23 protein-coding genes are annotated in these 24504 nt (G+C 57.0%); 8 read left to right on the top strand and 15 right to left on the bottom strand.

What is annotated here, in order from left to right; all coding sequences use genetic code 11:
* Genes ACR0AU_RS16725 through ACR0AU_RS16715 form a run of 3 tightly spaced genes read left to right on the top strand, consistent with a single transcriptional unit; the run spans nt 1 to nt 3520 of the window.
* Entirely contained in the window at nt 1-1545 is a 1545-nt protein-coding gene (locus ACR0AU_RS16725; RefSeq protein WP_170424438.1) for a trimethylamine methyltransferase family protein, read from the top strand.
* Nucleotides 1546-2229, top strand: a complete 684-nt coding sequence (locus ACR0AU_RS16720; protein WP_170397633.1) for a TetR/AcrR family transcriptional regulator — start codon at nt 1546-1548, stop codon at nt 2227-2229.
* Nucleotides 2216-3520: an FAD-dependent oxidoreductase gene (locus ACR0AU_RS16715; RefSeq protein WP_170733309.1), complete on the top strand. Its 1305-nt coding sequence runs from the start codon at nt 2216-2218 to the stop codon at nt 3518-3520. Before ACR0AU_RS16720 ends, ACR0AU_RS16715 begins: the two co-directional genes overlap by 14 nt.
* Here ACR0AU_RS16715 and ACR0AU_RS16710 read toward each other — a convergent pair.
* Entirely contained in the window at nt 3517-6912 is a 3396-nt protein-coding gene (locus ACR0AU_RS16710; RefSeq protein ID WP_480795972.1) for an indolepyruvate ferredoxin oxidoreductase family protein, read from the bottom strand. The genes ACR0AU_RS16715 and ACR0AU_RS16710 overlap by 4 nt on opposite strands.
* A gap of 146 nt (nt 6913-7058) precedes the next feature.
* On the opposite strand from ACR0AU_RS16710, the gene ACR0AU_RS16705 reads away from it, so the two are divergent.
* A complete protein-coding gene (locus tag ACR0AU_RS16705) occupies nt 7059-7520 on the top strand; it encodes an Lrp/AsnC family transcriptional regulator (protein ID WP_170733307.1) in 462 nt (153 codons plus the stop codon).
* 3 nt (nt 7521-7523) lie between these two features.
* On the opposite strand, the gene ACR0AU_RS16700 is transcribed toward ACR0AU_RS16705, so the two are convergent.
* Entirely contained in the window at nt 7524-7913 is a 390-nt protein-coding gene (locus ACR0AU_RS16700) for a DUF3307 domain-containing protein (protein ID WP_170397621.1), read from the bottom strand.
* A 169-nt stretch (nt 7914-8082) separates the two neighbouring features.
* On the opposite strand from ACR0AU_RS16700, the gene ACR0AU_RS16695 reads away from it, so the two are divergent.
* On the top strand, nt 8083-11124 hold the full coding sequence (locus ACR0AU_RS16695; protein ID WP_480795971.1) for an ABC transporter transmembrane domain-containing protein: 3042 nt from the start codon (nt 8083-8085) through the stop codon (nt 11122-11124).
* A 23-nt stretch (nt 11125-11147) separates the two neighbouring features.
* On the opposite strand, the gene ACR0AU_RS16690 is transcribed toward ACR0AU_RS16695, so the two are convergent.
* The 7 genes from ACR0AU_RS16690 to ACR0AU_RS16660 form a co-directional block, all read right to left on the bottom strand.
* Nucleotides 11148-12380, bottom strand: coding sequence for a mandelate racemase/muconate lactonizing enzyme family protein (locus ACR0AU_RS16690; RefSeq protein WP_170733306.1), 1233 nt, complete (start codon nt 12378-12380; stop codon nt 11148-11150).
* A gap of 21 nt (nt 12381-12401) precedes the next feature.
* Nucleotides 12402-13496 carry a Zn-dependent alcohol dehydrogenase gene (locus ACR0AU_RS16685; RefSeq protein ID WP_480795970.1) on the bottom strand — a complete coding sequence of 365 codons (1095 nt, stop codon included), beginning with the start codon at nt 13494-13496 and terminating at the stop codon, nt 12402-12404.
* Between the two features lie 214 nt (nt 13497-13710).
* The gene (locus tag ACR0AU_RS16680) at nt 13711-14424 is read right to left on the bottom strand and encodes an alpha/beta fold hydrolase (protein ID WP_170397608.1); all 714 of its coding nucleotides are present in this window, start codon (nt 14422-14424) and stop codon (nt 13711-13713) included.
* Nucleotides 14425-14435: 11 nt separating this feature from the next.
* Nucleotides 14436-15224: a 3-oxoadipate enol-lactonase gene (gene pcaD / locus ACR0AU_RS16675; protein WP_170733304.1), complete on the bottom strand. Its 789-nt coding sequence runs from the start codon at nt 15222-15224 to the stop codon at nt 14436-14438.
* A gap of 75 nt (nt 15225-15299) precedes the next feature.
* On the bottom strand, nt 15300-16274 hold the full coding sequence (locus tag ACR0AU_RS16670) for a threonine/serine dehydratase family protein (protein ID WP_170596939.1): 975 nt from the start codon (nt 16272-16274) through the stop codon (nt 15300-15302).
* Nucleotides 16271-17098: an alpha/beta fold hydrolase gene (locus ACR0AU_RS16665; RefSeq protein WP_480795969.1), complete on the bottom strand. Its 828-nt coding sequence runs from the start codon at nt 17096-17098 to the stop codon at nt 16271-16273. The genes ACR0AU_RS16670 and ACR0AU_RS16665 overlap by 4 nt, the downstream gene beginning before the upstream one ends.
* On the bottom strand, nt 17098-17784 hold the full coding sequence (locus tag ACR0AU_RS16660) for a haloacid dehalogenase type II (protein ID WP_170511492.1): 687 nt from the start codon (nt 17782-17784) through the stop codon (nt 17098-17100). Before ACR0AU_RS16660 ends, ACR0AU_RS16665 begins: the two co-directional genes overlap by 1 nt.
* Before the next feature lie 124 nt (nt 17785-17908).
* On the opposite strand from ACR0AU_RS16660, the gene ACR0AU_RS16655 reads away from it, so the two are divergent.
* Nucleotides 17909-18337 (top strand): FKBP-type peptidyl-prolyl cis-trans isomerase, encoded by a 429-nt coding sequence (locus ACR0AU_RS16655; protein ID WP_170397592.1) that lies wholly within the window; start codon nt 17909-17911, stop codon nt 18335-18337.
* Nucleotides 18338-18348: 11 nt separating this feature from the next.
* Here ACR0AU_RS16655 and ACR0AU_RS16650 read toward each other — a convergent pair whose 3' ends face one another.
* Genes ACR0AU_RS16650 through fabA form a run of 4 tightly spaced genes read right to left on the bottom strand, consistent with a single transcriptional unit; the run spans nt 18349 to nt 21163 of the window.
* Nucleotides 18349-18537 (bottom strand): hypothetical protein, encoded by a 189-nt coding sequence (locus ACR0AU_RS16650; protein WP_170397589.1) that lies wholly within the window; start codon nt 18535-18537, stop codon nt 18349-18351.
* A gap of 59 nt (nt 18538-18596) precedes the next feature.
* Nucleotides 18597-19388, bottom strand: coding sequence for an enoyl-ACP reductase FabI (locus tag ACR0AU_RS16645; protein WP_170397587.1), 792 nt, complete (start codon nt 19386-19388; stop codon nt 18597-18599).
* A 5-nt stretch (nt 19389-19393) separates the two neighbouring features.
* Complete coding sequence (fabB, locus tag ACR0AU_RS16640) at nt 19394-20623, bottom strand: beta-ketoacyl-ACP synthase I (RefSeq protein WP_170397584.1); 1230 nt, start codon at nt 20621-20623, stop codon at nt 19394-19396.
* A gap of 30 nt (nt 20624-20653) precedes the next feature.
* Complete coding sequence (fabA, locus tag ACR0AU_RS16635) at nt 20654-21163, bottom strand: bifunctional 3-hydroxydecanoyl-ACP dehydratase/trans-2-decenoyl-ACP isomerase (protein ID WP_170397581.1); 510 nt, start codon at nt 21161-21163, stop codon at nt 20654-20656.
* Between the two features lie 187 nt (nt 21164-21350).
* Between fabA and irrA the strand changes: the two genes are divergently transcribed.
* Nucleotides 21351-21767 (top strand): iron response transcriptional regulator IrrA, encoded by a 417-nt coding sequence (gene irrA / locus ACR0AU_RS16630; protein ID WP_170397577.1) that lies wholly within the window; start codon nt 21351-21353, stop codon nt 21765-21767.
* Between the two features lie 3 nt (nt 21768-21770).
* On the opposite strand, the gene ACR0AU_RS16625 is transcribed toward irrA, so the two are convergent.
* A complete protein-coding gene (locus ACR0AU_RS16625; RefSeq protein ID WP_170733299.1) occupies nt 21771-22667 on the bottom strand; it encodes a LysR family transcriptional regulator in 897 nt (298 codons plus the stop codon).
* An 85-nt stretch (nt 22668-22752) separates the two neighbouring features.
* On the opposite strand from ACR0AU_RS16625, the gene ACR0AU_RS16620 reads away from it, so the two are divergent.
* Nucleotides 22753-23550: a phytanoyl-CoA dioxygenase family protein gene (locus ACR0AU_RS16620; RefSeq protein WP_170733298.1), complete on the top strand. Its 798-nt coding sequence runs from the start codon at nt 22753-22755 to the stop codon at nt 23548-23550.
* Between the two features lie 3 nt (nt 23551-23553).
* On the opposite strand, the gene ACR0AU_RS16615 is transcribed toward ACR0AU_RS16620, so the two are convergent.
* On the bottom strand, nt 23554-24417 hold the full coding sequence (locus ACR0AU_RS16615; RefSeq protein WP_170733297.1) for a hypothetical protein: 864 nt from the start codon (nt 24415-24417) through the stop codon (nt 23554-23556).
* Nucleotides 24418-24504: the final 87 nt, after the last annotated feature.

Raw genomic sequence — 24504 nt, 5'->3', positions numbered from 1 at the left:
ATGTCGGACTTGGGCCAAAGACGCCGACGGCGCGGGCGCGGGACCGATGCCGCCCCGCAATCTAGTCGCGAGGTGAATTATCGCCAGTTGCGCAATCCGTTTCCACAGATGGAAGTGTTCCCGACGGATCAGATTGCAGATATGCACGACACCGCATTGCGCACACTGGAAGAGTTGGGCGTGAAAGTTCTATTGCCCGAAGCGCGGCGAATCTACGCGCAGGGTGGCGCCCGCGTGGATGAAGACAGCGAAATGGTCTTCATCGGGCGGGATATGGTTGAGGCTGCGGTGGCCTCAGCTCCGAAATCCATCGGCTGCCGGGCGGGCGCGCGGCACCGGGATTTCACTTTGGAGCTGGGCTCTTTGGTGTTCCAACCCGGGGCTGGCGCTCCAAACGCGACCGATCTGGAACGCGGTCGGCGGCCAGCGAGTGGGCAGGATTATCTGGAGTTCCTAAAGCTCACTCATCACTTTGATGTCTTCCAGATGATCTCACCGCAGGTCGAACCGCAGGACGTGCCAACCAATGTGCGGCACTATTTCACCACACAAGCGCAGATGGAGCTGACGGATAAGTTCCCGTTCTTCTTCTCGCGAGGCACGCCGCAAGTGATGGACTGCTTCGAGATGCTCTCGACGGCGCGAGGTCTGTCTGACAAGGAGTTCCGCGCTAACGCCCATTGTTACACGATTATCAACACCAACAGCCCGCGGACGCTGGATATTCCAATGGCTCAGGGGCTGATCGACTTTGCGCGCCATGGTCAGATGTCGATCATCACACCCTTTACCCTGATGGGCGCAATGGCTCCGATCACGGTGGCCGGGGCCATCACGCTGTCCCATGCCGAGGCGCTTGCGGCCTTGACGCTGACCCAGCTTACCAACCCCGGTGCGCCGGTGTGCTATGGGACCTTTACCAGCAATGTCGACATGAAATCAGGGGCGCCTGCATTCGGGACACCCTCGCATTTTCAGGCGTCTTTGGCGGCGGGCCAGTTGGCCCGGTATCTGGGCCTGCCCTGGCGGTCTGCGGCGGGGTCTGCGGCAAATATCAACGACGTTCAGGCCGCCAATGAAAACCAGTTCGGCCTGTGGGGCTGCCTGATGGCCGGGGCGACGGTCATCATTCATTCGGCCGGATGGCTCGAAGGTGGCCTGACCGTATCTTTCGAGAAGATGATCTGTGATGCCGAGGTGTTGAACATGGTGGCCGAGCTTTGTGCTGGGGCGCAGGCCCGTGGGGCTGAGATCGGCTTTGACTCAGCGCTGAGCGAGGTTGAACCCAGCGGACATTTCTTCGCCACGAGCCAAACAATGGAGCGCTATAATACCGCGTTTTATGAACCGCACCTGCATGACTACGCCAACTTCGGCACCTGGACCGAGCGTGGCGCGATCGACGCCAACCACCGCGCGACCGGTGTTTGGAAGGAAATCCTGGCAAATTTCAAAGCACCGGCATCAGATACGGATCGCCTTGGTGCGTTGAAGGATTTCATAGCGCGCCGTACAGAAGAGGGCGGCGCACCGCCGGAGAGTTGAATGAACACCAAACCCATCCTGCACCGGGACGATCCTGAAGCTGAACCACTGATTGGTAACGTCAAGGTCACGCGCGATGATTGGCTGAACGTGGCCATGGACGTCCTGATTTCGGACGGGGTCGAGCAGGTGAAAGTCATGAACCTTGCCGAGCGGATGGCGGTCTCGCGCTCATCATTCTACTGGTACTTCAAGTCGCGGCAGGAATTGCTGGATGCGCTGCTGGCGCGATGGCAGGCGACAAATACGGCGGCCTTGATCGCGCAATCCGAATTGCCTGCTGAAACGATCACGGCTGCGGTGTGCAATGTGCAGCGCTGCGTTGTGAATACCGAACTATTTGATACGGCGCTTGATTTTGCTGTGCGGGATTGGGCACGAAGATCGGGAAAGGTGCGGCGTATGCTGGACCAGTCCGATGCCCGTCGCCTGGCCGCGCTGCGCGCGATGTTCATCCGGTTCAACTATGATGAGACCGAGGCAGAGACGCGGGCGCGGGTGCTATATTATATGCAAATCGGATATGATCTGGCGCAGTTAAACGAACCACTGGCGATCAGGCTGTCGATGGTTCCACACTACCTTTATGTTTTTACAGGGGTCGAACCGCGACCCGAGGAAATCACCGAGTTCAGCGCGTATGCGAAACGTTTCTGGGAAGGGGCAGGACATGAACCAACCTGACGCAATCATCATTGGCACCGGTGTGATCGGAGCCGCCATCGCGTTCGAGATGTCCAAGGCCGGTTGGAAAACTCTGTCGTTGGATCGCAATGCGCAGGTTGGGCATGGCTCGACCGCAGGCTCTTGCGCGATAATTCGGATGCATTATTCGACCCTCGATGGAACCGCGTTCGCTTGGGAAGGCTATCACTATTGGCGTGATTGGGCGAACTATCTGGGCTTGCCCGACACAGCCGATTTGGCGCAGTTTCGTGAGACCGGTTGTTTGGTCGTCAAGACCGAGTCCAATGGGTTTCTTGAGAAACATAAGAAGTACAGCGCCGAACTGGATTGTCCGTTTGAAGAATGGACACCTGAGCGGATTACCGAACGTCTGCCGATCTATTCTCTGGACAGCTTTGCCCCGGCGCGGCGCATGGATGATCCGGAGTTCGGCCAACCGAACGGAGATCGGATTCAGGGCGCAGTATTCTGGCCGAAAGCAGGTTATGTGACCGATCCGGCGTTGTCGGCGCAAAACCTGATGGATGCCGCCAAGCTGCATGGTGCCGAAGTGCGAACGGGCGCAGACGTACGCGAAATCCTGTCGCAGCAGGGGCGCGTCGCAGGTGTCAGACTTGCCTCTGGTGAAGAAATCCACGCCAAAGTGGTGGTGAATGTTGCCGGTCCCGGGTCAGCGCTTGTCAACGAAATGGCCGGGGTTCTGGGTGACATGACCATTCAAACCCGCCCGCTGCGGCAGGAGGTGGTGCATGTACCCGCGCCCGAAGGATTTGATTTCGAAACGCAAGGAACAATTGTCTCGGATAGTGATATCGCGCTGTATTGCCGTCCAGAACATGGCAATCATATTCTGATCGGTTCCGAGGATCCGGCTTGTGATCCGCATCAATGGTGCGAAGATGATGTAAGCTATAACCACGATTTTACGGATCAATGGACCACGCAGGCCATGCGTTATGCCCAACGGGTCCCTAGCCTGGGGATACCCTCCAGAACCCGTGGGGTGGTGGATTTGTATGATGCCTCGACTGACTGGATTCCGATCTATGACAAGTCCAGCCTGCCGGGGTTTTACATGGCCTGCGGCACCAGCGGTAACCAATACAAGAACGCGCCGATTGCAGGCAAAATGATGGCTGAACTGATCGACTACGTCGAAGGCGGTGCGGATCATGACGACAAGCCGATGCAGTTTGAACTGCCTTACATTGGACGCACAATCGACACCGGTTTTTATTCCCGCAAGCGACCGGTCAATACCGATAGCAGTTTCTCGGTGCTTGGTTAACGCGCCATCGCGCGCGCGTTCTCATAGCTTTCTTCCCGTACTGGACCGAAACCGCGTATCTGGTCCGCAGCTGACAGCGCGTCCAGCCACTCGGCCTCGGAATGGGCGGAGGGGTTTGTCAGATACATGTCCAACAGCGATTGGTACCAGTTTAGGATATCTCGATGCAGTCGCGCTTCGGAGTGATAGCCGAAGGGGTTCAGGACCGAGCCGCGCAAACCACGTAGACGGGACAGTCCCCGCAGAACCGGGCGCATCCATGGGCCCAGTGCAAACTTGAGGGGGCGGCCCCGTTCGTCCTTGCGCCAGCTGAGCATTGGCGGGGCGAAGTGGTAACTGGTTTTGAAATCTCCCTCGAACTGTTGCTTCAGTTCGTTGTCGAAGTTTTGGGACGTTTGCAGCCGGGCCACTTCGAACTCGTCCTTATAGGCCATGAAGCGGAACAGGTTACGGGCTACGGATTCTAGAATATCGTCGGATATTTTCGGGTTCGACGCGCGGATTGCTTCAACCTGTTGCGCATAGCGATCCGCATATGCGGCATCCTGATAATCTGTCAAAAACGCCACCCGACGCGCAATCACCTGATCCAAGGTGCCGTTTGCCTCTTCGGGTAGTGCCAGCCCGTGAATGCGGTCGGGGTCAGCCGCCAGACAACGCCCAAGAGCAAAGGCCAGCCGGTTTTTTTCGACGGCAACACCGTTCAGCAAGATGGCCTGAGCCAATGCAAGGTGCGATACCGGAACCAGCTCGTTTTGCCATGCATAACCCAGCAAAATGACGTTGGCGAAGACGGAATCCCCCAGTAGCGCCTCAGCTATTGCATTTGCGTCAAGGCTGGCGAGATTGTCCACCCCAACCACATCTGCGATCGCCTGTTCCCGCTTATCGACCCGCAATTGGGCATCGCGACGCAGGACAAGATCGCCGGTGGGCATCTCAGCCCTGTTCAGCACAACGCGTGTCCCGCGGGCATAATGAGTTGAGGCTTTGGGGGCCGAACTCACCACCACATCACAGCCAATCACCGAATCCGCAGCGCCTTGATCTATGCGTACTTGGTTAAGCGCATCCGGAGCTGCGCCAAGGCGGATGTAACTGAGTACCGTGCCGAATTTCTGCGCAAATCCGGTGAAATCCAGGACCGAGGCACCTTTGCCTTCCAGATGCGCGGCCATAGTGATCAGGGCCCCAACCGTGACAACCCCAGTGCCACCCACGCCTGTCACAAGCAGATCAAACGGTGTGTCCAAAGATGGAAGCTTTGGGTCCGGCAGGCCTGTTTCAAGCGCATTGAAGTCCATTTCGATGGCGCGCTTTCGTCGGGTTGCGCCCTCAACGGTCACAAAACTCGGACAGAACCCGTTCAAGCACGAAAAATCCTTGTTGCACGAACTTAGATTGATCTTGCGCTTGCGCCCCAGCGGGGTTTCTCGCGGCTCAACGCTCAGGCAATTCGATGCCACCGAACAATCGCCGCAACCTTCGCAGACAAGATCATTGATCCAGACGAACGTCGAGGGGTCCTCCATTGTCCCACGCTTGCGGCGGCGGCGTTTCTCGGTGGCGCAGGTCTGTTCATAGATCAGGACCGTGACTCCGGGTATGTCGCGCAGTTCGCGTTGCAGGCTGTCCATCTTTGCCCGGTCGTGGAATGTGGTGCCAGCCGGGAAATCGGATCGGTGAAACTTGGCAATGTTGTCCGAGACCAGCGCGATCCGCGCAACGCCTTCAGCCCGGCAGGTTTGGGCAATGCCTGCAACGCTGACAGGTCCATCCACTGGTTGCCCTCCGGTCATTGCGACCGCATCATTGTAGAGGATTTTATAGGTGATATTTGTCCCTGCCGCGACCGCCTGACGGATCGCGAGTGATCCAGAATGGTACCACGTCCCTTCGCCAAGGTTCTGGAAGATATGCTTTCCGCCATTGAATTGTGAGGCCACCACATGGGGTACGCCTTCGCCTCCCATCTGTGCATACCCGACCGTCTCGCGATCCATCCAAGATGCCATTACGTGGCAACCAATGCCGCTGGCAGCGGTAGAGCCTTCTGGAACTTTGGTTGATGTATTGTGCGGGCAGCCCGAGCAGAAATAGGGTGTCCGTGTTGCGCCCGGGACGTTGATCACGGAAGGTTCTGTCTCAGTCAGTGCACGCGCTTTGGCAGGCAGGTTTTCTTCAGGGAAGAACGTGTTAAGTCGGGCGGCAACAATAGGGGCCAGCATCAAAGGGCTGAGTTCCCCGGTCCATGGGATCAGCGGTTCGCCATGGCTGTCATATTTACCTACCATCTTATGGGGTTTGTCGCCGGGCCAGTCATAGAAATATTCTTTGAATTGGCTTTCGATGATGCCGCGCTTTTCCTCGACGACCAGAACCTCGGCCTTGCCTTTCACAAAGCGCAACGCGTTGCGACGGGCTAGCGGCCAGACCATGCCAACCTTGTAGATGTCGATCCCCAAGCGGCGACAGGCGGCTTCATCAAGGTCCAGCAAACGCAGCGCCTCCATGAGATCGAGGTGCCCCTTGCCGGTGGTCACGAAGCCGAACTTCGCACTGTCGATGTCATAAATACGCCGGTCGATGGGGTTTGCTTCGGCAAAGGCCCGAACGGCGCGCAACTTGTGTTGGATGCGGGTCTCGATCTCGGGCGAGGGCAAATCGGCGGTGCGGACGTGCAAACCGAGTTCGGGCAAGTCGATCTGCGGCAGGGAAAAGCTGCGATCCGGGTGCAGATCGACGGACCGTGCGCTTTCGACCGTTTCCGAGACCGCCTTGAACCCGACCCACGTGCCTGAGAAACGGGACAGAGCGAACCCGTACTCGCCGAATTCCAAATATTCCTCGACCGAGGCTGGGTTCAATGTCGGCATGAACCACGACATGAAGGCCACATCCGACTGATGCGGCATCGAAGAACTGACGCAACCATGATCATCGCCTGCCACGACCAGCACGCCACCTTTTGGCGCAGACCCATATGCATTCCCGTGTTTCAATGCATCGCCTGATCGGTCGACACCGGGGCCTTTACCGTACCACATCGAAAAGATGCCCTCGACCTCGCAATGCGGGTCCAAAATGGCCTGTTGCGCACCCAGAACCGCCGTTGCGCCGAGGTCTTCGTTCACGGCGGGCATGAACGTGATGCGATCCGTCTTCAGCCGGTCCTTTGCGCGCCATAGCTCGAGATCCAGCCCGCCCAGTGGCGATCCGCGATAGCCCGAGACAAACCCCGCCGTGTTCAGCCCGGCCTGACGGTCGCGTCGGGCCTGGTCCATCATAATCCGCGCCAAGGCTTGCGTGCCTGTTAGAAAAACCCGGCCCTGCGTCAGGGTATAGCGGTCTTCAAGCCGATAGGTGCGGGGAGAGGGTTCGTGGTGGCTCATTGCTGCGCGTCCATGGGTTTTTGTCCTTGGTGTTCGGTTATTTTAACCCCCCGCAGGTGAATTTCTGTTTCAGAGTTTGTGCGAGTTCTGCAAAATATGATAGGATTCACCAGATTTAGTTAAAGTTACGGATGAATCTTTCCAAGATGGCCACTCTTGATGATCGGGACCGCCGCATTCTGACGCTGCTTCAAAATGACAGCCGGGTTTCAAATGCCGAATTGGCAGATGCAGTCGGCATGTCGGCCTCAGCCCTATGGCGCAGGGTGCGCGCGCTGGAAGAGGCTGGGGTGATCGAACGGTACGGCGCTTTGGTGAATCCTGCCGAGATGGGGTTGACGTTCGAAGCAATCGTGCATGTTCACCTGACCCGGCATGACCCGGACAAGATTGTCGACTTCATCCGGGCCGTCGAGATCAGCCCCGAAGTGCAGGAATGCTACGCCACGACAGGTCAGGCGGATTATCATCTGCGTGTATTGTGCAGGAATCTGTCGGCTTACAACACGTTTCTGGAAGATTTCTTGTTTCGATTGCCCGCCGTCGCCAGCGCGCAAACGAATGTCGTGCTGCGGACGATCAAGCGGAACCGACCGGTGGTACCCTGAAGCTTAAGCCGCGAAAGCCACCCAAGCCCAGGCCATGCCAATATAAGTAAGGTTGTGAAACAACTGATCCAGACCAGCGGCACGCCAAAAAGCGGCCTGATTGGGTTGCAACTGTTTGCGGTCAGAATAGTTGGCTTTGGCAAAGTCGATGTGGAAATGCACGATCCATTCCAACGCAGCGATGATCAGTATGAATTCAATCGGGGCGCGAAAGAGCGCGAAAATCACGACCGAACCCACAACATGCACAGCAGCATGTTGCGCGCGCCCCATGTGGAAATACGTGCCTCGCCCGGAAAGCATCTTGGGCGTCTGTAAATAATAGTCGGCGAACATGTGTTTGATCTGAAGCAGGCACAGCAACAGAAACACAGCGCCAAAGCTGGCAGGCAAATGAATCCTCCCGATATCGTCCTGAATCAGGAGATTAGGGGGTAAACGCGAAACGCGCAAATGAACTTGTTCACACAACGCAAATTAGGCGCAAATCGGAAATTCATTTGCTTCCGAGGATACGATTGCGGTAAATTCGGCCCGTTGTATTCACGCCAAAATCAGTGATTTGAGCGGCGGATCGTTAGTAGGGGCGGGTTCAATAGAACGATCGATCTTTCAGTTCATCTGGAAATACTCGAAGCGCGACCAGTTGATTTTGCTGGCCGTGACGTCGACCTTGTTTCCTTTGCTTTACCTGACGTTGGAGCTGCCCAAGCGCATCATCAATGACGCAATCGGCGCGACAAGTCAGATTGTCGATGTCTGGGGTTATAGCCTGACGCAGACCATTTTTCTGATGATCCTGTGCTTTGCCTTTCTGGCTGCGGTGCTGGCGCACGGGCTGATGAAGATGCGTATCAACACCATGAAGGGTGTTCTGAGTGAGCGTATGCTGCGTCGCTTTCGCTATCAGTTGATCAACCGCGCGCTTCGCTTCCCACAACCATATTTTGAGCGGGTCAGTCAGGGCGAAATGGTCTCGATGATAACCGCTGAAAGCGAACCGATGGGTGGGCTGATGGGGGATGCGATCAGTCAGCCCGTGCTGCAGGCCGGACAAATGATCACGATCCTGTCCTTTCTGTTCCTCCAAAGCGTTTGGTTCGGACTGGCCGCGGTGGCGTTGATCCCGCTGCAGGCCTGGTTGATCCCGCGATTGCAACGCCAGATCAATCTTCTGAACAAGAAGCGCATTCAAGAGGTACGCGTTTTGGCTGCCCAGATCGGCGAGAACGCTGCCGGTGCTTCGACCCTGCGCGCCAATGGCGGTTGGCGTTATCGGCGGGCGATGATCTCGGACCAACTGGGACGGCTGTTCGCCATCCGCTTTGAGATCTATCAGAAGAAATTCTTTATGAAGTTCATCAACAACTTCATATCGCAGCTGACGCCATTCATGTTCTACCTTGTCGGTGGCCTGCTGGTATTGCAGGGATCTGTTTCGCTGGGTGCTCTGGTGGCTGCGCTGGCGGCTTACAAAGACTTGAGCTCACCCTGGAAAGAACTGCTGACCTATTATAATCAAACGCAGGACATGTCGCTGCGATGGGATGTTGTGATTGATCGTTTCGCACCGGATGGAATGATTGATGAGGCCCTGTTTGACGGAGAGCCAGCGGATCGTCCACATCTGAATGGCGATATCGTACTGAATCAAGTCTCGGTTCGTGATATCGACGGCAATCAGGTTTTGGATGATCTGGACCTGACGTTCCCAGCAGGTAAAACGGTCGGCATTTCGGCCACCAGCGAGGAAGATCGCCATGCGCTGACCGAGTTGCTGACCCGCGAGATACTGCCAACCTCTGGCCGTATTGAAATCGGTGGCATCAATATGGCTGGCCTGCATCAAAGCGTTGTTGCCCAACGAATAGGTCTAGCAACCTCGCGCCCCATAATGTTTCAGGGCACGTTGGGTGAAAATGTGATGATGCCGATGCGGTCACATCCATTGTCCAAGTCCACCGAGGATCCGGATTTCCCCGAGACGCTGAGGGCAGGTAACAGTGCTGATCCATTCCATGTCGAATGGCTAGACCCAGGATCGGCAGGCTTTGACGATACAGCACGGCTGCGCGATTGGTGGCTGAAACTAATCGATGGCATGGGCTCGGGCGCGGCGTTGTTTCAGCGCGGTGCCGAGCAGGTGTTTGATGCAAATGAGCGCCCGGAACTGGCAGCAAAGCTGGTCGAATTGCGCCCTCGGGTTCAGAAGGCGGTGCGCGAGGCCGGGCTTGACCAGCAGGCGCTGATTTTCGATCGGTGCGCTTATAACTCTGCGCTGCCCGTTGCTGAAAACCTGTTGTTTGCCACCCCCTGCGTTCCAGTGACGCGACAATTGCTGGCACAGCAGACCGTGTTTCTGGGCCAGTTGCGCGAGTTGGGGTTGGATGAAACCCTGATCAGCCTGACACGCGACGTAATTGAGATGCTGCGTCAGATCTTTGGGCTGGATGGAACCGATCATCCTTTGTTTCGCAAGCTGGGGCTTGAGGCCCAGACCTACGAGGCCGCGGTTGAATTGGTCGAGCAAACCCGGAAGGAAGGCGCAAACGGGCTGGATGACGAACAATTGGCTAGCTTGCTTTCGGTGCCATTTGTGATCTCGGCCGAGCAGATTGGCCCGGCGTTTTCGGATGAGCTGAAGAACCGCATTCTTGAGCTTCGCCACAGCCACTCGGCCAAATTGCTGGAACCGTTGCACGATGTATTCGTCCCGTTGGATGAGGATGCCTTTGCACCCGGTTTGACGGTCATGGAAAACGCACTGTTTGGCAAGGTCAGCCAGATCGGCGGTGCGCGGACCGACGAGGCGCGCAAACTGATCGTCGATGTTCTGGCCGAGAACGGGGCGCGACCGATGGTGGTGGAACTGATCTATGATGTTCCGGTCTCGATTGGCGGCCAGAACTTGCCTGCGGTATTTGCCGAACCGCTGGCCTTTACCCGCGCTGCGATCAAAAAGCCAGATATTCTGATCTTGGAAACCGCGCTTGCCAGCTATGATATGGAGACACAGGTCGCAGTTTATAAAAATCTGCGTGAATTGCTGCCCGAAACTACTGTAATCTATCTAAATGATGCGTTCGAAAATCCAGATGTTTTCGACATGTATGTTGAAATCCGTCAGGGCCGGGTCGTGACGGGTGAAGGCCCAACCGACGTCGACGGCGACGGTGCGGCGTCTGCCGATCTGGTACGCAAATTGCGTGCGCTTGAGCAGACCCCGTTGTTCTCTGGGCTCGACCGTCGCCAGCTTCGACTGCTGGCCTTTGGTGCGCGCTGGTTCGAAGCGAAACCCGGCCAGGTGGTGTTTCTGAAGGATGATCAGCCAACCGATGGCGCCTATGTCATCCTTGAGGGCGAGGCAGGATTGTACCTGCCGCGTTCGGGCGAGGCCGATCAACTGATCACTACGGTTGGTGCGGGCGCGTTGGTGGGAGAGCTGGGGTTGATCCGAAAAGAGCCTCGGGCGTTGAGCATGGTGGCTGAAACGGAACTGTCCTGCCTACGGATCGGTGAAGAGGAATTTCTGGCGGTCGTCGAGAACGATGCAGCCACAGCCTTTAAACTGTTGCAGGTCATCGCGGGGTATGTCTCGAACTGATCGGCTTGCTCGCCTGTCGATTGTTACCCTTCGGTTGCGGGTGCACCGCCTTGAAACGCATTCCCATTTGCATAGTCACATGGGGTTTCCTGCATCTGTAGGTGCAGCCCGTCACCTTTGTAGGGATGGGCTCGGGCAAGGCTTTCATCGACCTCGATACCAAGGCCGGGCTCGGTCGGAGGAGCGACGAACCCCTTCTCGACGCGGATGCTTCCCTTTATCAGTTGATCGTGGAATGGGGTCTCGATGCTTTCAAGCAGCAGCAGGTTCGGGATCGACGCCGCCAGATGAATATTCGCCGCCCACTCGATCGGTCCCGCATACAGATGGGGTGCCATCTGGGCGTTGAAAACCTCGGCCATTGCGGCGACTTTCTTCATCTCCCATATACCGCCAGCGCGTCCCAACGCAGGCTGAAGGATTTCGGCGGCCCCGGCGCGCAGGACCGCGCCAAATTCCGCTTTGGTTGTCATCCGTTCACCGGTTGCGACAGGGATACGGACATTGCGCGCCACACGGGCCATATCCTCGATCATGTCGGGGGGTGTGGGTTCTTCGAACCACAGCGGCGAAAAGGGTTCCAGCGCTTGGCCCAGACGTATAGCTCCGGCTGTGTTGAACTGGCCATGAGTACCGAACAGCAGATCGGCCTTGTCTCCAACTGCCTCACGGATCGCTTTGCAAAACGCTATCGACATTGAGATATCGGACATCGCGGGCATGTGTCCACCGCGGATCGTATAAGGCCCGGCGGGATCAAACTTGACGGCGGTATAGCCGCGCCGGACCATTTCAGCAGCACTTTCTCCGGCCTGCTCAGGTGAAGTCCAGAAGTCCGTCAGGTTATGCTGAGGAAGTGGGTAGAGATAGGTGTACGCCCGGATACGGTCGTTCATCCGCCCACCCAGCAGCGCATAGACCGGACGATCACGATCCTTGCCCAAAATGTCCCAGCAGGCGATTTCGAGCCCCGAGAACGCACCCATGACGGTCAGGTCTGGTCGCTGAGTGAAGCCGCTGGAATAGGCGCGGCGGAACATCAACTCGATATTCTCGGGGTTTTCGCCCTGCATGTGCCGTTCGAATACATCGCGAATGACATGGGTCATGGCTTCGGGACCAACCGAGGACGCGTAGCATTCCCCCCAACCGATCACGCCCGTATCCGTGGTGACCTTGACCAAAATCCAATAGCGCCCACCCCAACCCGGTGCCGGAGGCGCAGTGACAATGACATCGAGATCTTGCAGTTTCATCGGGTGTTCCTTTTGCGGGGTTCAGTCGCGATCAAACAAGATTACATTGCGTTTGGCCGCACCGGACTTGGTGTCTTCGATGGCCTCATTGATCTGCGACAGGGTCCAGCGACCCGAGATCAACTCGTCCAGTTTCAGCCGCCCCTGTTCATACAGATCGATCATCCACGGGATGTCGCGCTGGATCACTACATCGCCCATTTTTGAGCCCACCATGCCCTGGCCAAGCGCGGCCAGCACGACGGGTTCGTAGCTGGACATGTCACCAGAATGGGGCATCCCGATCATGATCGCCTTGCCGCCCCGACCAAGGTAACGCGGGGCCTGATCATAGGCCGGGATTGCACCAACAGTAATCAAGACGGCGTCTGCGCCACGTCCGCCCAGCGCCTTGTAGGCGCTTTTCCACGGCTCTTTCTGGCTGGCCAAAACACCATGGGTCGCGCCGAACTCCATTGCGATATCCAGCTTATCCTGTGTCATATCGACCGCAACGATACGGCGAGCTCCGGCAATACGTGCGCCTTGGATTGCGTTCAAGCCGACGCCCCCGGCGCCGATGACAACCACGTCCTGCCCGGGGCGAAGCTGGGCGGCGTTGACTGCTGCACCAACACCGGTGATCACCCCGCAGGACAGCAGGCTGGCAAGGTCCTTGGGCAGCGTTTCGGGAATGCGGACGATTTGTCGGTGGCTGACAACTACCTTTTCGGCAAAGGCCCCGCATGCCATGGCCTGTTCCAGCGCATCACCGTCGGCAGTCTGCAGCGGACCTTTCACCGTGTCATAAGGTGTTTCACAAATGGTGGGCATGCCACCGGCACAGGACGGGCAGGACCCGCAGGCGCGGATCAAGGTTACCACAACGGGATCACCAAGTTTGAAATCCCCTGCGCCTTCGCCAACAGCAGAAACGATGCCAGCCGCTTCGTGCCCGTAAACCGCGGGCAAGTGGCCGCCCCATGCGCCGCTTGCAAAGGAAATGTCCGAATGGCAAATCGCCACTGCATCCAGCGTTACCTCGACCTCGCCCATGCCGGGTAGTGCGATCAGGATGTCTTCGATGACCAGAGGTTCGCCGAAGGCCCGGCATACGGCTGCTTTGATGGTTTGCATGTGTTTTCCCGCTCCCTAACGGGATCACGGTGACCCGTCCCGGCGGGACCTGCAAGGTGGAAACCGTCACGGATGTGTCGTTGTTCTGCCAAAGTGGGGTAGACGCAAAAGAATCCACCTATTGATAAGCATTGTGTGGGTCATCGGTTCAGTGTGCGACAACCAAACAGATCGGCGCACGGCGTATCGGGGTCGGGACATCGACGGTGGCTCGCTACATTCGTTGCGAGATCTGGTGCATCAACCCGGCAAGATGCTCAGGATGCGAAAAAAACGGCGAGTGAGAGCTGTCTATCGTAAGGTGCATATCAGGGTCCGCGCAGCCCGCCATCTCGGCCTGATATTCGGTCGGAACGATTCTGTCATCGGTAGTTCTGATGTACCCTTTTGGAACGCGCGCGAAGTTATCGCCGACGTCTAGGGGGGTAGTCTGCGGTGCAATCGCCTGAGGGCACAGGCGCGCGAATGCATAGGCAACCACCTCGCGCGCGCAGTCGTGATAAAGCAGGTCGTGCACCTGATCCGGTACCACCGAATACGACAACCCGTCGCCGGATACTTCGACGGCATTTCCGATCAGTTGGCGTGGGGCTCGTTTGCGCATTTCGACCATAGATAGCCCGGATTTCGGAACATAGGCACTTAGATAAATCACACCTCGCATGGCGTTCGGGTCGGTCTCGGCAGCCGCACTTACGGGATATCCACCCCACGAGTGCCCTAAGATGATGGTCTTTGGTGTCGAAGCCTTCAGCACGGCATCTCTGCACGTTCCAAGGGTGACATCGCGGATAGGCGTCGGGTCCGAGCCGTGGCTTGGCATATCGATGGCGCGGGCGGTATGTCCGAAAGTGGTCAGTTCCGGGATCAGATCGCGCCAGCACCAGGCACCGTGCCAAGAGCCATGTACAAGCAAGAAATCTGCCAACAATCCCTCCTTCAAATATGTCCGATCTCGGTCAGAAAATCACCAATCAATTGGGCAAAGTCCTGAGGGCGCTCGACGCAGGGCAGGTGGCCTGCCTTTCGGATCAGCGCAAAGCGTGAACCAGGGATCAGATCGACCGTTTCGCGCACCAGATCGGGCGGGGTTGAGCCGTCTTCGCTGCCCGCAATCCCCAAGGTCGGCAGGCGCAATCCGCTGGTTGGCGTATAGAAATCGGTGCCAGAAATTGCACTGCAGCAGCCCAGATAGCCATCGACCGGTTGTCGGACCATCATGTTGCGCCAAAGCGTCATCTCGGCGCTGGCCCGAAATGATTTCGAGAACCACCGATCCATGGTGGCATCCGCCAGTGCCTCGATCCCGCCTTTACGGACAGCATCCATACGCTGCTGCCACATCATGGGAGTGCCGATCTTGGCGGCCGTATTCGACAGCACCAGCGCGCGGATCTGATCCATACGCTTGACCGCCAGACCCTGCGCAATCATGCCACCGACGGACAGACCCACGAATACGCAATCCTTGACCTCTAGATAATCCAGCAATTGCTCGGCGTCGCGCACCAGATTTCCCATGGAATAGGGCGCTGAGGGTGCTGTTGACAATCCGTGCCCGCGTTTGTCGTACCTAATGATGCGCAGGCCTTTGGGCAGTAGCGGCAATATCGGGTCCCACAGCCGCATATCCGTGCCCAGTGAATTAGCAAACACGATAGGGGCGCCAGCGGCGTCGCCATCAATTCGGTAGTGTATCCGAACATCTTTGAGGTCAGCGATATGCATGTTTAGCGTCCCCGTCTGCTCAGGGTGTCGGTTAAAACGACTACGACCGGATTTTGCACCGGCTTTAAGCGATTGTCAGGTAAGGAATTCCAACGCCCGTTCAAAGATCTGCGGATCCACGTTGCCGCCCGAGGCGACTACGATCACCGCATTTCCATCAATCTGATCCTTGCGAAACAGGGCAGAGGCCAGCGAAACCGCTCCTCCGGGTTCCAGCACGATCTTCAGACGCAGAAACGCAAGGGCCATGGCGCGTAGGGATTCCTGTTCAGATACCGACAGACCAGGGCCGCAAAGCCGCTGCAGGATGGGAAAGGTAATCTGCCCCGGCTGTGGCGTCAGGATTGCGTCGCAGATGTTTCCCGAAGTAGCGTCGTTGCTTTGGATCGTCCCGCTTGCCAGCGAGCGTTTCACGTCTTCGAACCCTTCAGGCTCGCATGGACGAGGGCGCAGACCGGGCGCGTGACGCTCTAACGCCAGCGCGATACCAGATGTCAGCCCGCCGCCGCCACAGCAGATCAGAACGTCACCTTCGGTCACGCCCAGCGCCCGTGCCTGACGTGCCAGCTCCAGTCCCGTTGTTCCCTGGCCAGCGATCACTTGCGGTTCGTCATAAGGCCGGATCAAAGTCAAACCGCGCTCGGCAGCCAATGCCTCGCCGATGTCTTCGCGGCTTTCGCTGGCGCGATCATAAAGGACGACCTCACCGCCCAGCGCGCGGGTGTTTTCAATCTTCAGCTTCGGCGCATCCGAGGGCATGACGATGACGGACGAGATTCCATGTTGAGCCGCTGCATAGGCAACACCCTGTGCGTGATTGCCCGAGGAGTAGGCGATGACGCCCCGGTTGCGCGCCGCCTCATCCAGTGCCGAAATAGCTGACCACGCGCCGCGAAATTTGAAGCTGCCGGTGTGTTGCAGGCATTCGGGTTTGATCAGAACGCGGCGACCCGCGATTTCATCCAGGAAAGGCGACGACAGAAGCGGCGTCTCGCGCACGTGACCTTTCAGCCGCTCGGCGGCGGCTTCGATCATGTCTATGTTGCTCATTTGGCGTCCAGTATTTTGCGGATCAGGTCTAGGGATTGAGGCTCGTTCAGGAACGGGACATGTCCTCGGTCCGGCACTTCGGTCGAGATCAATTCGGGGTGGTGTGCGTGCATCTTCTGCACCGTGGCTTTGCTCAACAAGTCGGAATTTGCGCCGCGGATCACACCGGTGGGGATCGTACGCAGGGCGTCGAACAAAGGCCACAGGTCCGGTGCCGGGGTGATGGCGGCCTGCTCGATCAGCGCTTGTCGCAATGCGGGGTCATAACGCAGCTGTAGCCCGGTATCGGTTTGAATGTATTGATGTTCTACCTGCAGTTTCCAGACGTCCTGAGCGATGCCCGGGAACTGTGGCGCCATCATCGTTTGCAGGACCTGCGCAGCCTCATCATAGGATTGTGAACTTGGGGGATTGCCGACATAGTCCATAATCTTGGCAATGCCGGCGGGTTCGATTACCGGGCCAACGTCATTTAATATCACACCTGCCAGCCGGTCAGGATGGCTGGCGGCCAAGGCCATGGCGATCAGCCCCCCGCGTGATGTGCCCAACAGAGTCACTTTCTTCAAGCCCAGTTGATCCAGCAGATCAACCGCATCCAGCCCCTCGCGCAGGATGTTGTAATTCATGTAGTTCGCATCAAAATCGGACTTGCCGCGCCCGCGATAATCCATCGCAATCATACGAAGATCACGCATATGTGGCGCAAGAAATGAAAAGTCGCGGCAGTTGCGCGTCAAGCCAGCCAAGCAAAGCAGAGGATGGCCCGTGCCGGTATCTTCATAGTACAGGCGTTTGCCGTCCGAGGTGGTGAAATATGCCATCAAAGCCCTGCCAATTGAGGGATCGTCGTCAGGTCTGGCAGCACATGTGCAGGTTTCCACGGCAGACGGTCCATTGGCTCGCCAGCGCGGTTGACCCAAGCTGTGACAAATCCATAGCCGCTTGCCCCGGCAGCGTCCCACCCGTTTGAGCTGACGAACAGCACTTCATCGCGCGCGCAGCCGAAGCGGTTCTGCACCAGATCGTATACGCTGGCATGGGGTTTGAAGACCCCCACGCTTTCGACCGACAGAACATCATTCAGCACATCACCGATCCCGGCAGACTGCACCGCCCCGTTCAGCATCGGGGGTGAACCGTTGGACAAGATGGCGGTCTGCAACCCACCGGCCTTCAGCGCCTTCAACATATCGGGGACCTCGGGATAGGCCTGCAACTCCCAATACAAATCGAGCAGACGCTGCCGAAGGGTGTTATCCCCCTGAAGGCCTACCGCTTCCAAGGCCCAATCCAGCCCATCTTGCGTGACATCCCAAAAGTCACAATGCGCATCAGCGACAGCACGCAACCATGTATATTGCAGTTGCTTCAGACGCCAGTGATTGGCCAACTCGGGCCATTTGCTAGCCAACGCTTCAAATCCGGGCTCTGTTGCGGCCTGCCTGGCGGCGGCGGCCACGTCAAACAGAGTACCATAAGCGTCGAATACACACGTGGTGATAGCCATCCGATCCTCCCCTGATCGGGCGCAGGTAATCACAACCGGTTCCGGGGTTAAAGAGGGCAGGGTTTACAATGCTGTGTCAGCCTCTAGGCTGCGCCGTTCATTTCTTTTCAGGCCGGAGGCCATCATGACCGCAATCAAACAAGGCGACACGGTTCGCATCCACTACACCGGAACTCTGCTGGACGGCAAAGTCTTCGACAGTTCCGAGGGGCGCGATCCGTTGGAGTTTGCGGTTGGTTCCGGGCAGATCATACCCGGTCTGGACGCTGCCCTGCCGGGCATGGAGATTGGCGAGAAGAAGCGTGTCGAGATCGATTGCGTTGACGCCTATGGCCCGATCAATCCGGGCATGCGGCAGCAGATCCCGCGTGAAGGCATCCCGGATGACATTCCGCTTGAACCCGGCACGCAGTTACAGATGCAAACTCCTGACGGTCAGGCATTGCCAGTGACTGTCGTCGAGGTAGATGAGGCGACAGTGACCTTGGATGCAAATCATCCACTAGCGGGGCAAGATCTGGTCTTCGATATCGAAATCGTTTCGATCAACTGATGCTGATTGGATCAAAGGCCCGGGATATGTGACAACAACGGCTCAATCGCATCGCGCACGGGCGGTTGGGTCAGAAACACAAAGGCAATCAGCAGCGATGTGAGAATCAGCAGCAAAAGACGCGCACGTCCGCTTCCTGATTTGCGTTTCAAAGCTGGCGAGCGCGTGTTGCTCGCAAGGATCTGTTCAAGTTTGCTCATATCGTAATCCCTGCGGGGCAAAGATGTTCAAATCTTGGCACCCGCAGGGAAAGATATAGTCACATGGCCTCTGGCTGGGGCATGCCCAGAATATGATACCCGCCGTCGACGCGGATGATCTCACCCGAAGTATAGCTGCCGGCGTCGGACGCAAGATAAACGGCGGTGCCTCCGACGGCCTCCAGCGTGGCATTCGAACGCATCGGTGCGTTCTGGTCGCAGAACTTGTAGGTCTTGCGTGCACCACCAATAGCCGCACCCGCCAATGTTTTCATCGGGCCGGGCGAGATGGCGTTCACGCGAATACCCTCAGGGCCCAGATCGTTCGCCAGATAGCGCGTCGCCGATTCCAGCGCAGCCTTGGCGACGCCCATGACATTGTAGTTTGGTACAACCTTGTTCGATCCCTGATAGGTCAGTGTCAACAATGTGCCGCCATTGTCCTTCATCAGCGGATAGGCGCGACGGGCAACTTCGATGAACGAATAGGCCGACACATCCAGCGAGTGTTTGAAGTTTGCCCGCGTGGTGTTCAAGAATCGACCGGTCAGTTCGGACTTGTCCGAATAAGCGATAGCGTGGACAACAAAATCTATTGTTGGCCAGCGGGCGGACAACTCGCCAAACGCGCGATCCAGTGAATCATCATCGGTCACATCCGCATCGACCATGAAGTCGCTGCCCAAGCTTTGGGCCAGCGGTTCAAGCCGTTTGCCAAACGCCTCGCCCTGATAGGTGAAAGCCAGCTCAGCGCCCGCTTCGTGCATGGCTTTGGCGATGCCCCACGCGATAGAGCGGTCATTAGCCACGCCCATGATCAGGCCGCGTTTACCCTTGAGAATATCCGACATCTTGTTCACCCGTTATACTTCGACAGAACCATGGATCCGTTGGTGCCGCCAAAGCCGAAGCTATTGGTCATCACGCTGTCCAAGCCTGCGTTTTCAACCACTTGAGTTGCAATTTCACCGGGCAGGATGCCGTCGGCAAGTGTGTCGACATTGATCGACGGAGTAATGAAATCATGTTCCAGCATGAGCAGGCAGAAGATCGCCTCAAGCGCCCCCGCTGCGCCTTGCGCGTGACCGGTCATCGATTTTGTCGATGAAATCGGAGGCACACTGCCTTCACCAAAGATACGGCGTACGGCTTCGACTTCTCCGACGTCGCCCACTGGGGTCGAGGTGCCGTGGGCATTGATATAGCCGACCTTGCGGCCTTCGGGCACGGTCGACAGCGCCAGACGCATCGCGCGCTCGCCGCCTTCGCCGGATGGTGCCACCATGTCGTGCCCATCAGATGTCGCGGCATAGCCGGTTACTTCGGCATAGATTTTCGCACCGCGCGCCAGCGCATGCTCGAGGTCTTCCAGAACCACGATGCCGCCACCGCCGGAAATCACAAATCCGTCGCGGTTCTGATCGAATGCGCGCGAGGCTTTATCAGGTGTGTCGTTGTACTTGGACGACATCGCACCCATCGCGTCGAACAGGCAGGACAGGGTCCAGTCCAGCTCTTCTCCTCCACCTGCGAACATCACATCCTGCTTTCCCAGCATGATCTGTTCAGCCGCATTGCCGATGCAGTGCAGCGAGGTCGAGCAGGCCGAGGTGATCGAGTAGTTGATACCTTTGATTTTGAACGCGGTCGCCAAGTTCGCAGAAATCGTCGAACACATGCACTTTGGCACTGCAAACGGGCCGATCCGTTTGGTTGCGCCGGTTTTCAGCACGGTTTGGTGCGCAGTCAACATCGCGCTGGTCGATGGTCCACCCGAACCTGCCACCAGACCTGTGCGCGGATTGACAACCTGATCTTCGGTCAGCCCGGCGTCCGCGATGGCCTGATTCATCGCGATATGGGCATAGGCAGCACCCGGACCCATGAACCGCAGGGTCCGCTTGTCCACGTGATCGGCCACATCGATTTTCAGCGAACCGGCGATCTGGCTGCGAAAGCCGTGCTCGACCATCTGTTCGCTTGCTACGATGCCGGATTTGCCTGCTTTGAGCGAGGCGAGCACCTCTTCGGCATTGTTCCCGATCGAGGACACAACCCCCAGACCGGTGACGACTACTCGACGCATGTGCGTACTCCTTATTGCGGCCGGTCAGGCTCAGGCGTCTGACAGAACGACCTTCATATCCTTGACGTCGTATATCAATTCGCCATCGGCTTCGACGATGCCATCTGCCACACCCATGGTCAGGCGGCGCGTCTGGATCGCCTTTTTGAAATCAATCTTATAGGTCAGCATCTTCCGGTCCGGGCGCACCATGCCGGTCAACTTGACCTCTCCGACGCCAACGGCCATGCCACGTCCTTGCCAGCCGCGCCAGCCGAGGTTGAAGCCGGTCAGTTGCCACAAACCGTCCAGGCCCAGACAGCCGGGCATGATCGGATTGCCAGGGAAATGGCAGTCAAAGAACCAAAGCTCAGGTGTGATATCGAATTCGGCCAGCACATGACCCTTGCCATGCGCTCCACCGTCGCCGGAAATCTCGGTAATGCGATCCATCATCAACATCGGCGGAGCCGGCAACTGCGCGTTGCCAGGGCCAAATAGTTCGCCGCGGGCGCATTTCAGCAGATCGTCCTTGTCAAAACTGCTCGGGAATTGGGCCATTCTGCCGCCTCTCCTGCCTGGGTCCGTTTATTACATCTGGCCTCGTCTATCACCCGTATGCAAGGTCCTGCAAGACCAGCACTCCATATCTTGTTGTGACTACAATATTCTTTGCGAATGAATTTCATTTGAAATTGCAGGCAGGGCGCACTTATATTAAGGGCAGCAAAACACAGGTATCGGATTCATGACACCTCAGAGCCGTGAGATCGCTGCAAATTGGTTGGTTGACGCAGGTTTGCGCCCCACGCGCCAAAGGGTTGCTTTGGCCGAATTGCTTGTGGGCGACGGTCTGCATCGTCATGTGACAGCGGAAAGCCTGTTTGAATCCGCAAAAGCCAAAGGTGACGCGGTTTCGCTGGCGACCGTATACAACACATTGCGGGCGTTTTGCGATGCCGGGGTGCTTCAAGAGATCACTGTTGACGGGTCCAAAAGCTATTTCGACACCAACACGCATGACCATCCGCATTTCTATTGGGAAGACGAAAGCCGTCTGAGCGATGCACCATCCGATCAATTGGTAATCCAACAATTGCCGGAAGCTCCTGAAGGCGTCGAAATCGCATCGGTCGATGTGGTGATCCGCCTGCGGAAGAAGTAACCTCTAATCCTTAAATAACAACGTAACCAACGCATGCTCAGCCTGCGTGATCAGCGGATCAGTCGGCCCCGTGCCATGCCGTGCCAATACAACAGATTCGGTTGCATCTGGATCGGTGATCGGCAGGCTTATCACGCGGACCTGATCATAACTGAAGCCGTTTTTAGGGCTGGTATAGCTTATCCCGATGCCTTCCCCATGAGCGGCCAGACTGCGCGAAAGCTCCAATGATTCCGCTCGGTGCGAGATTGTGGGGTTCAAACCTTTGCGTCTGAAAAGCGCGAGTACATGCTGTGCAGACAAACCCTCTTTAGACAGAATCAGTGGATATGACGCTAGCTCGGTCAGGGTGAGCTGATTGGCCGCCGCCAGTGTATGATCAGGTGAAAGCAGTGCGTGTGGGGTGCTGTCGAACAACTTCTTGCAGGAAAAACCGGCATCCATGCCGAGGTCATAGGTGAGTGCAAAATCGTATCTGCCATCGATCAAGCCGGAAATCAGGCCTTCGAACGTCTCAACCCCGTGTGTCAGGGCGACGTCGGGCAAAGCTTCTTGCAGGCGGTGCAGAGATTGGGCCAGAAGAAAGGGTGCCAGATCGACAAAGCATCCCAGGCGCAATCGGCGTTCGCCGGTTATCGGCTGCTTTGACTGTTCCAAAAGCGCAGCTCGCTTCAACAAGGCCTCGGCCTCTTCGATGAATTTGCGGCCCTGCGGGGTCAGCGCCATCGCGGCACCCCGTCTTCGGGCAAACAGTGGATATCCCAAACGTGATTCGACCCGGGTCAGCGCATTGGACAAGGCAGGTTGCGAGACATTTAGGCGTTGTGCCGCAGCAGACAGGCTGCCATGCCGACCGATGGCGCAAACATATTCGTATTGGCGCAGAGTGAGGTATAACATAGAGTTAATACCTAAATTGAAAGATATGATTTGAACAGATGTCTTATTCATGCGCAGATCGGGCGACAAATCTAAGGAGACCGCAATGACTCACTCTCTTGTTTCTCAGGCCATGATCGACAACTTCCAGACGGACGGCGTTGTGTTGGTTAAAGGCCTGTTCGCCGATCATATTGAAACCCTACGGGCCGGGGTTGCCGCGAATATGGCCGAGCCGGGTCCTTATGCTTCGGAGAACAGGAAAGATGGCGAAACCGGCCGTTTTTTTGACGACTATTGCAACTGGTCCCGTATCCCGCAGTTTCGTGAAGTGATCGAAAAATCTCCTGCTGCTGAAGTAGCGGCCGACCTCATGCAGTCGCAATCTGTGCAGATGTTCCATGACCATGTTCTGGTGAAGGAACCCGGAACCTCGATGGCAACGCCGTGGCATCAGGATGGGCCATACTATTTTGTGGATGGTCAACAGAATATCAGCTTCTGGTCACCGTTGGATCCGGTGAAACAAGCGACCTTGCGCTGCGTTGCCGGTTCGCACCGCTGGGAAAAAGAAGTGCTACCTACCCGCTGGGTCTCGGAAGAAGGTTTCTTCCCTGACGAGGGCCAGTACATGCCGATTCCGGACCCAGATGCCGAAAGGATGAAGATTGTAGAATTTGAAATGGAGCCCGGTGATGCAGTGGCCTTCAACTATCGCACGCTACACGGGGCCCGAGGCAATACTTCCGATAGCCGACGCAGGGCATTTTCGCTGCGATTGGTTGGTGATGATGCACGTTATGTCGAGCGTCCAGGCCGGACTTCGCCGCCATTTCCGGGACATGAAATGGTGCCTGGGCAAAGGCTGCGTGAGGACTGGTTCCCAGTTCTGCTACAGCGTTAGAACCTAGAACCACTGGCCCGATTCGATCAGGCCCAGATCCAGCAATTGGCGCGAATCCCACTCGAACGGAGTTGAATGGTTCCAGCAGAAGTTGGAGATATCGAACGTCGATCCGGCGTTCGTCTTCAATGCTTTGGCCGCCCGGAACGAACAGATCGCCGCGGTCAGGTTGTTGTGCCACGGGCAGGCGTAGGTGTTATATTCCGGCTCATTGAAAGTGTGATCAGGCAGAAGTCTCAGATCGGGTTTTGCTTTGAACAGCGAAATCCGATCGATCCGGCGTCGTTCATACGGGATATGATCTTCGAACCGCCAGCGCAGACCACCGGACATATCCAGTTGCCGCTCTAGCGGCTTGCCAGATGCGTCATGCCGCGTGTGGGCGTAGTATCCGGTCTTGTCCAGCATTGCGTGATTGGGGGCCACTCCGTTTGGATAGGCCGTCAGATCATTCGCATACAGATCGATCACATGGGTCAGCATGGCCTGGCGCCGTTCTTCAGAATGGAAGGCCAGTAACTCTCCGACCGAGCGGGTCTCGCAGAAAGGGTAGAACAGATATTCAGAGTTGTAGCAGTAGTATACCCATGCACCCTGAGCCGCCTGAATGATCCGATTGACGGCCTCAAATACGACGGTTCTGGGCGCGCAGGTCATCGTCACTCGATGAACCCTTTCCTCCAGCGCTTCATCCAGCGTGAATTCTTGGGGCAGGAATGTGATCACGGATTTGAACCCCAGCTTCAAATGATGGTGCAGCGTCCCTTCTAGCTCGACATTATCTTCGGCAAATATCAGTGCCACGGGTCCCTTGCTCAGGATCGACCGATCGGATTTCAGAAGGTGATCAAGGGATTCGTACTGCATCGTTGGTTTCGTTGCCGCCTTGCTGGAAATTCTCGCCAAATTCGGGTAATTGCGCCAGCATTGCAAGCGGCGTTCGATACGTATAGA

The sequence above is a fragment of the Ruegeria sp. CG1 genome (assembly GCF_056537265.1).
The sequence above is the reverse complement of the archived record's forward strand: the minus strand, read 5'-3'. Positions and strand labels throughout refer to the sequence as shown.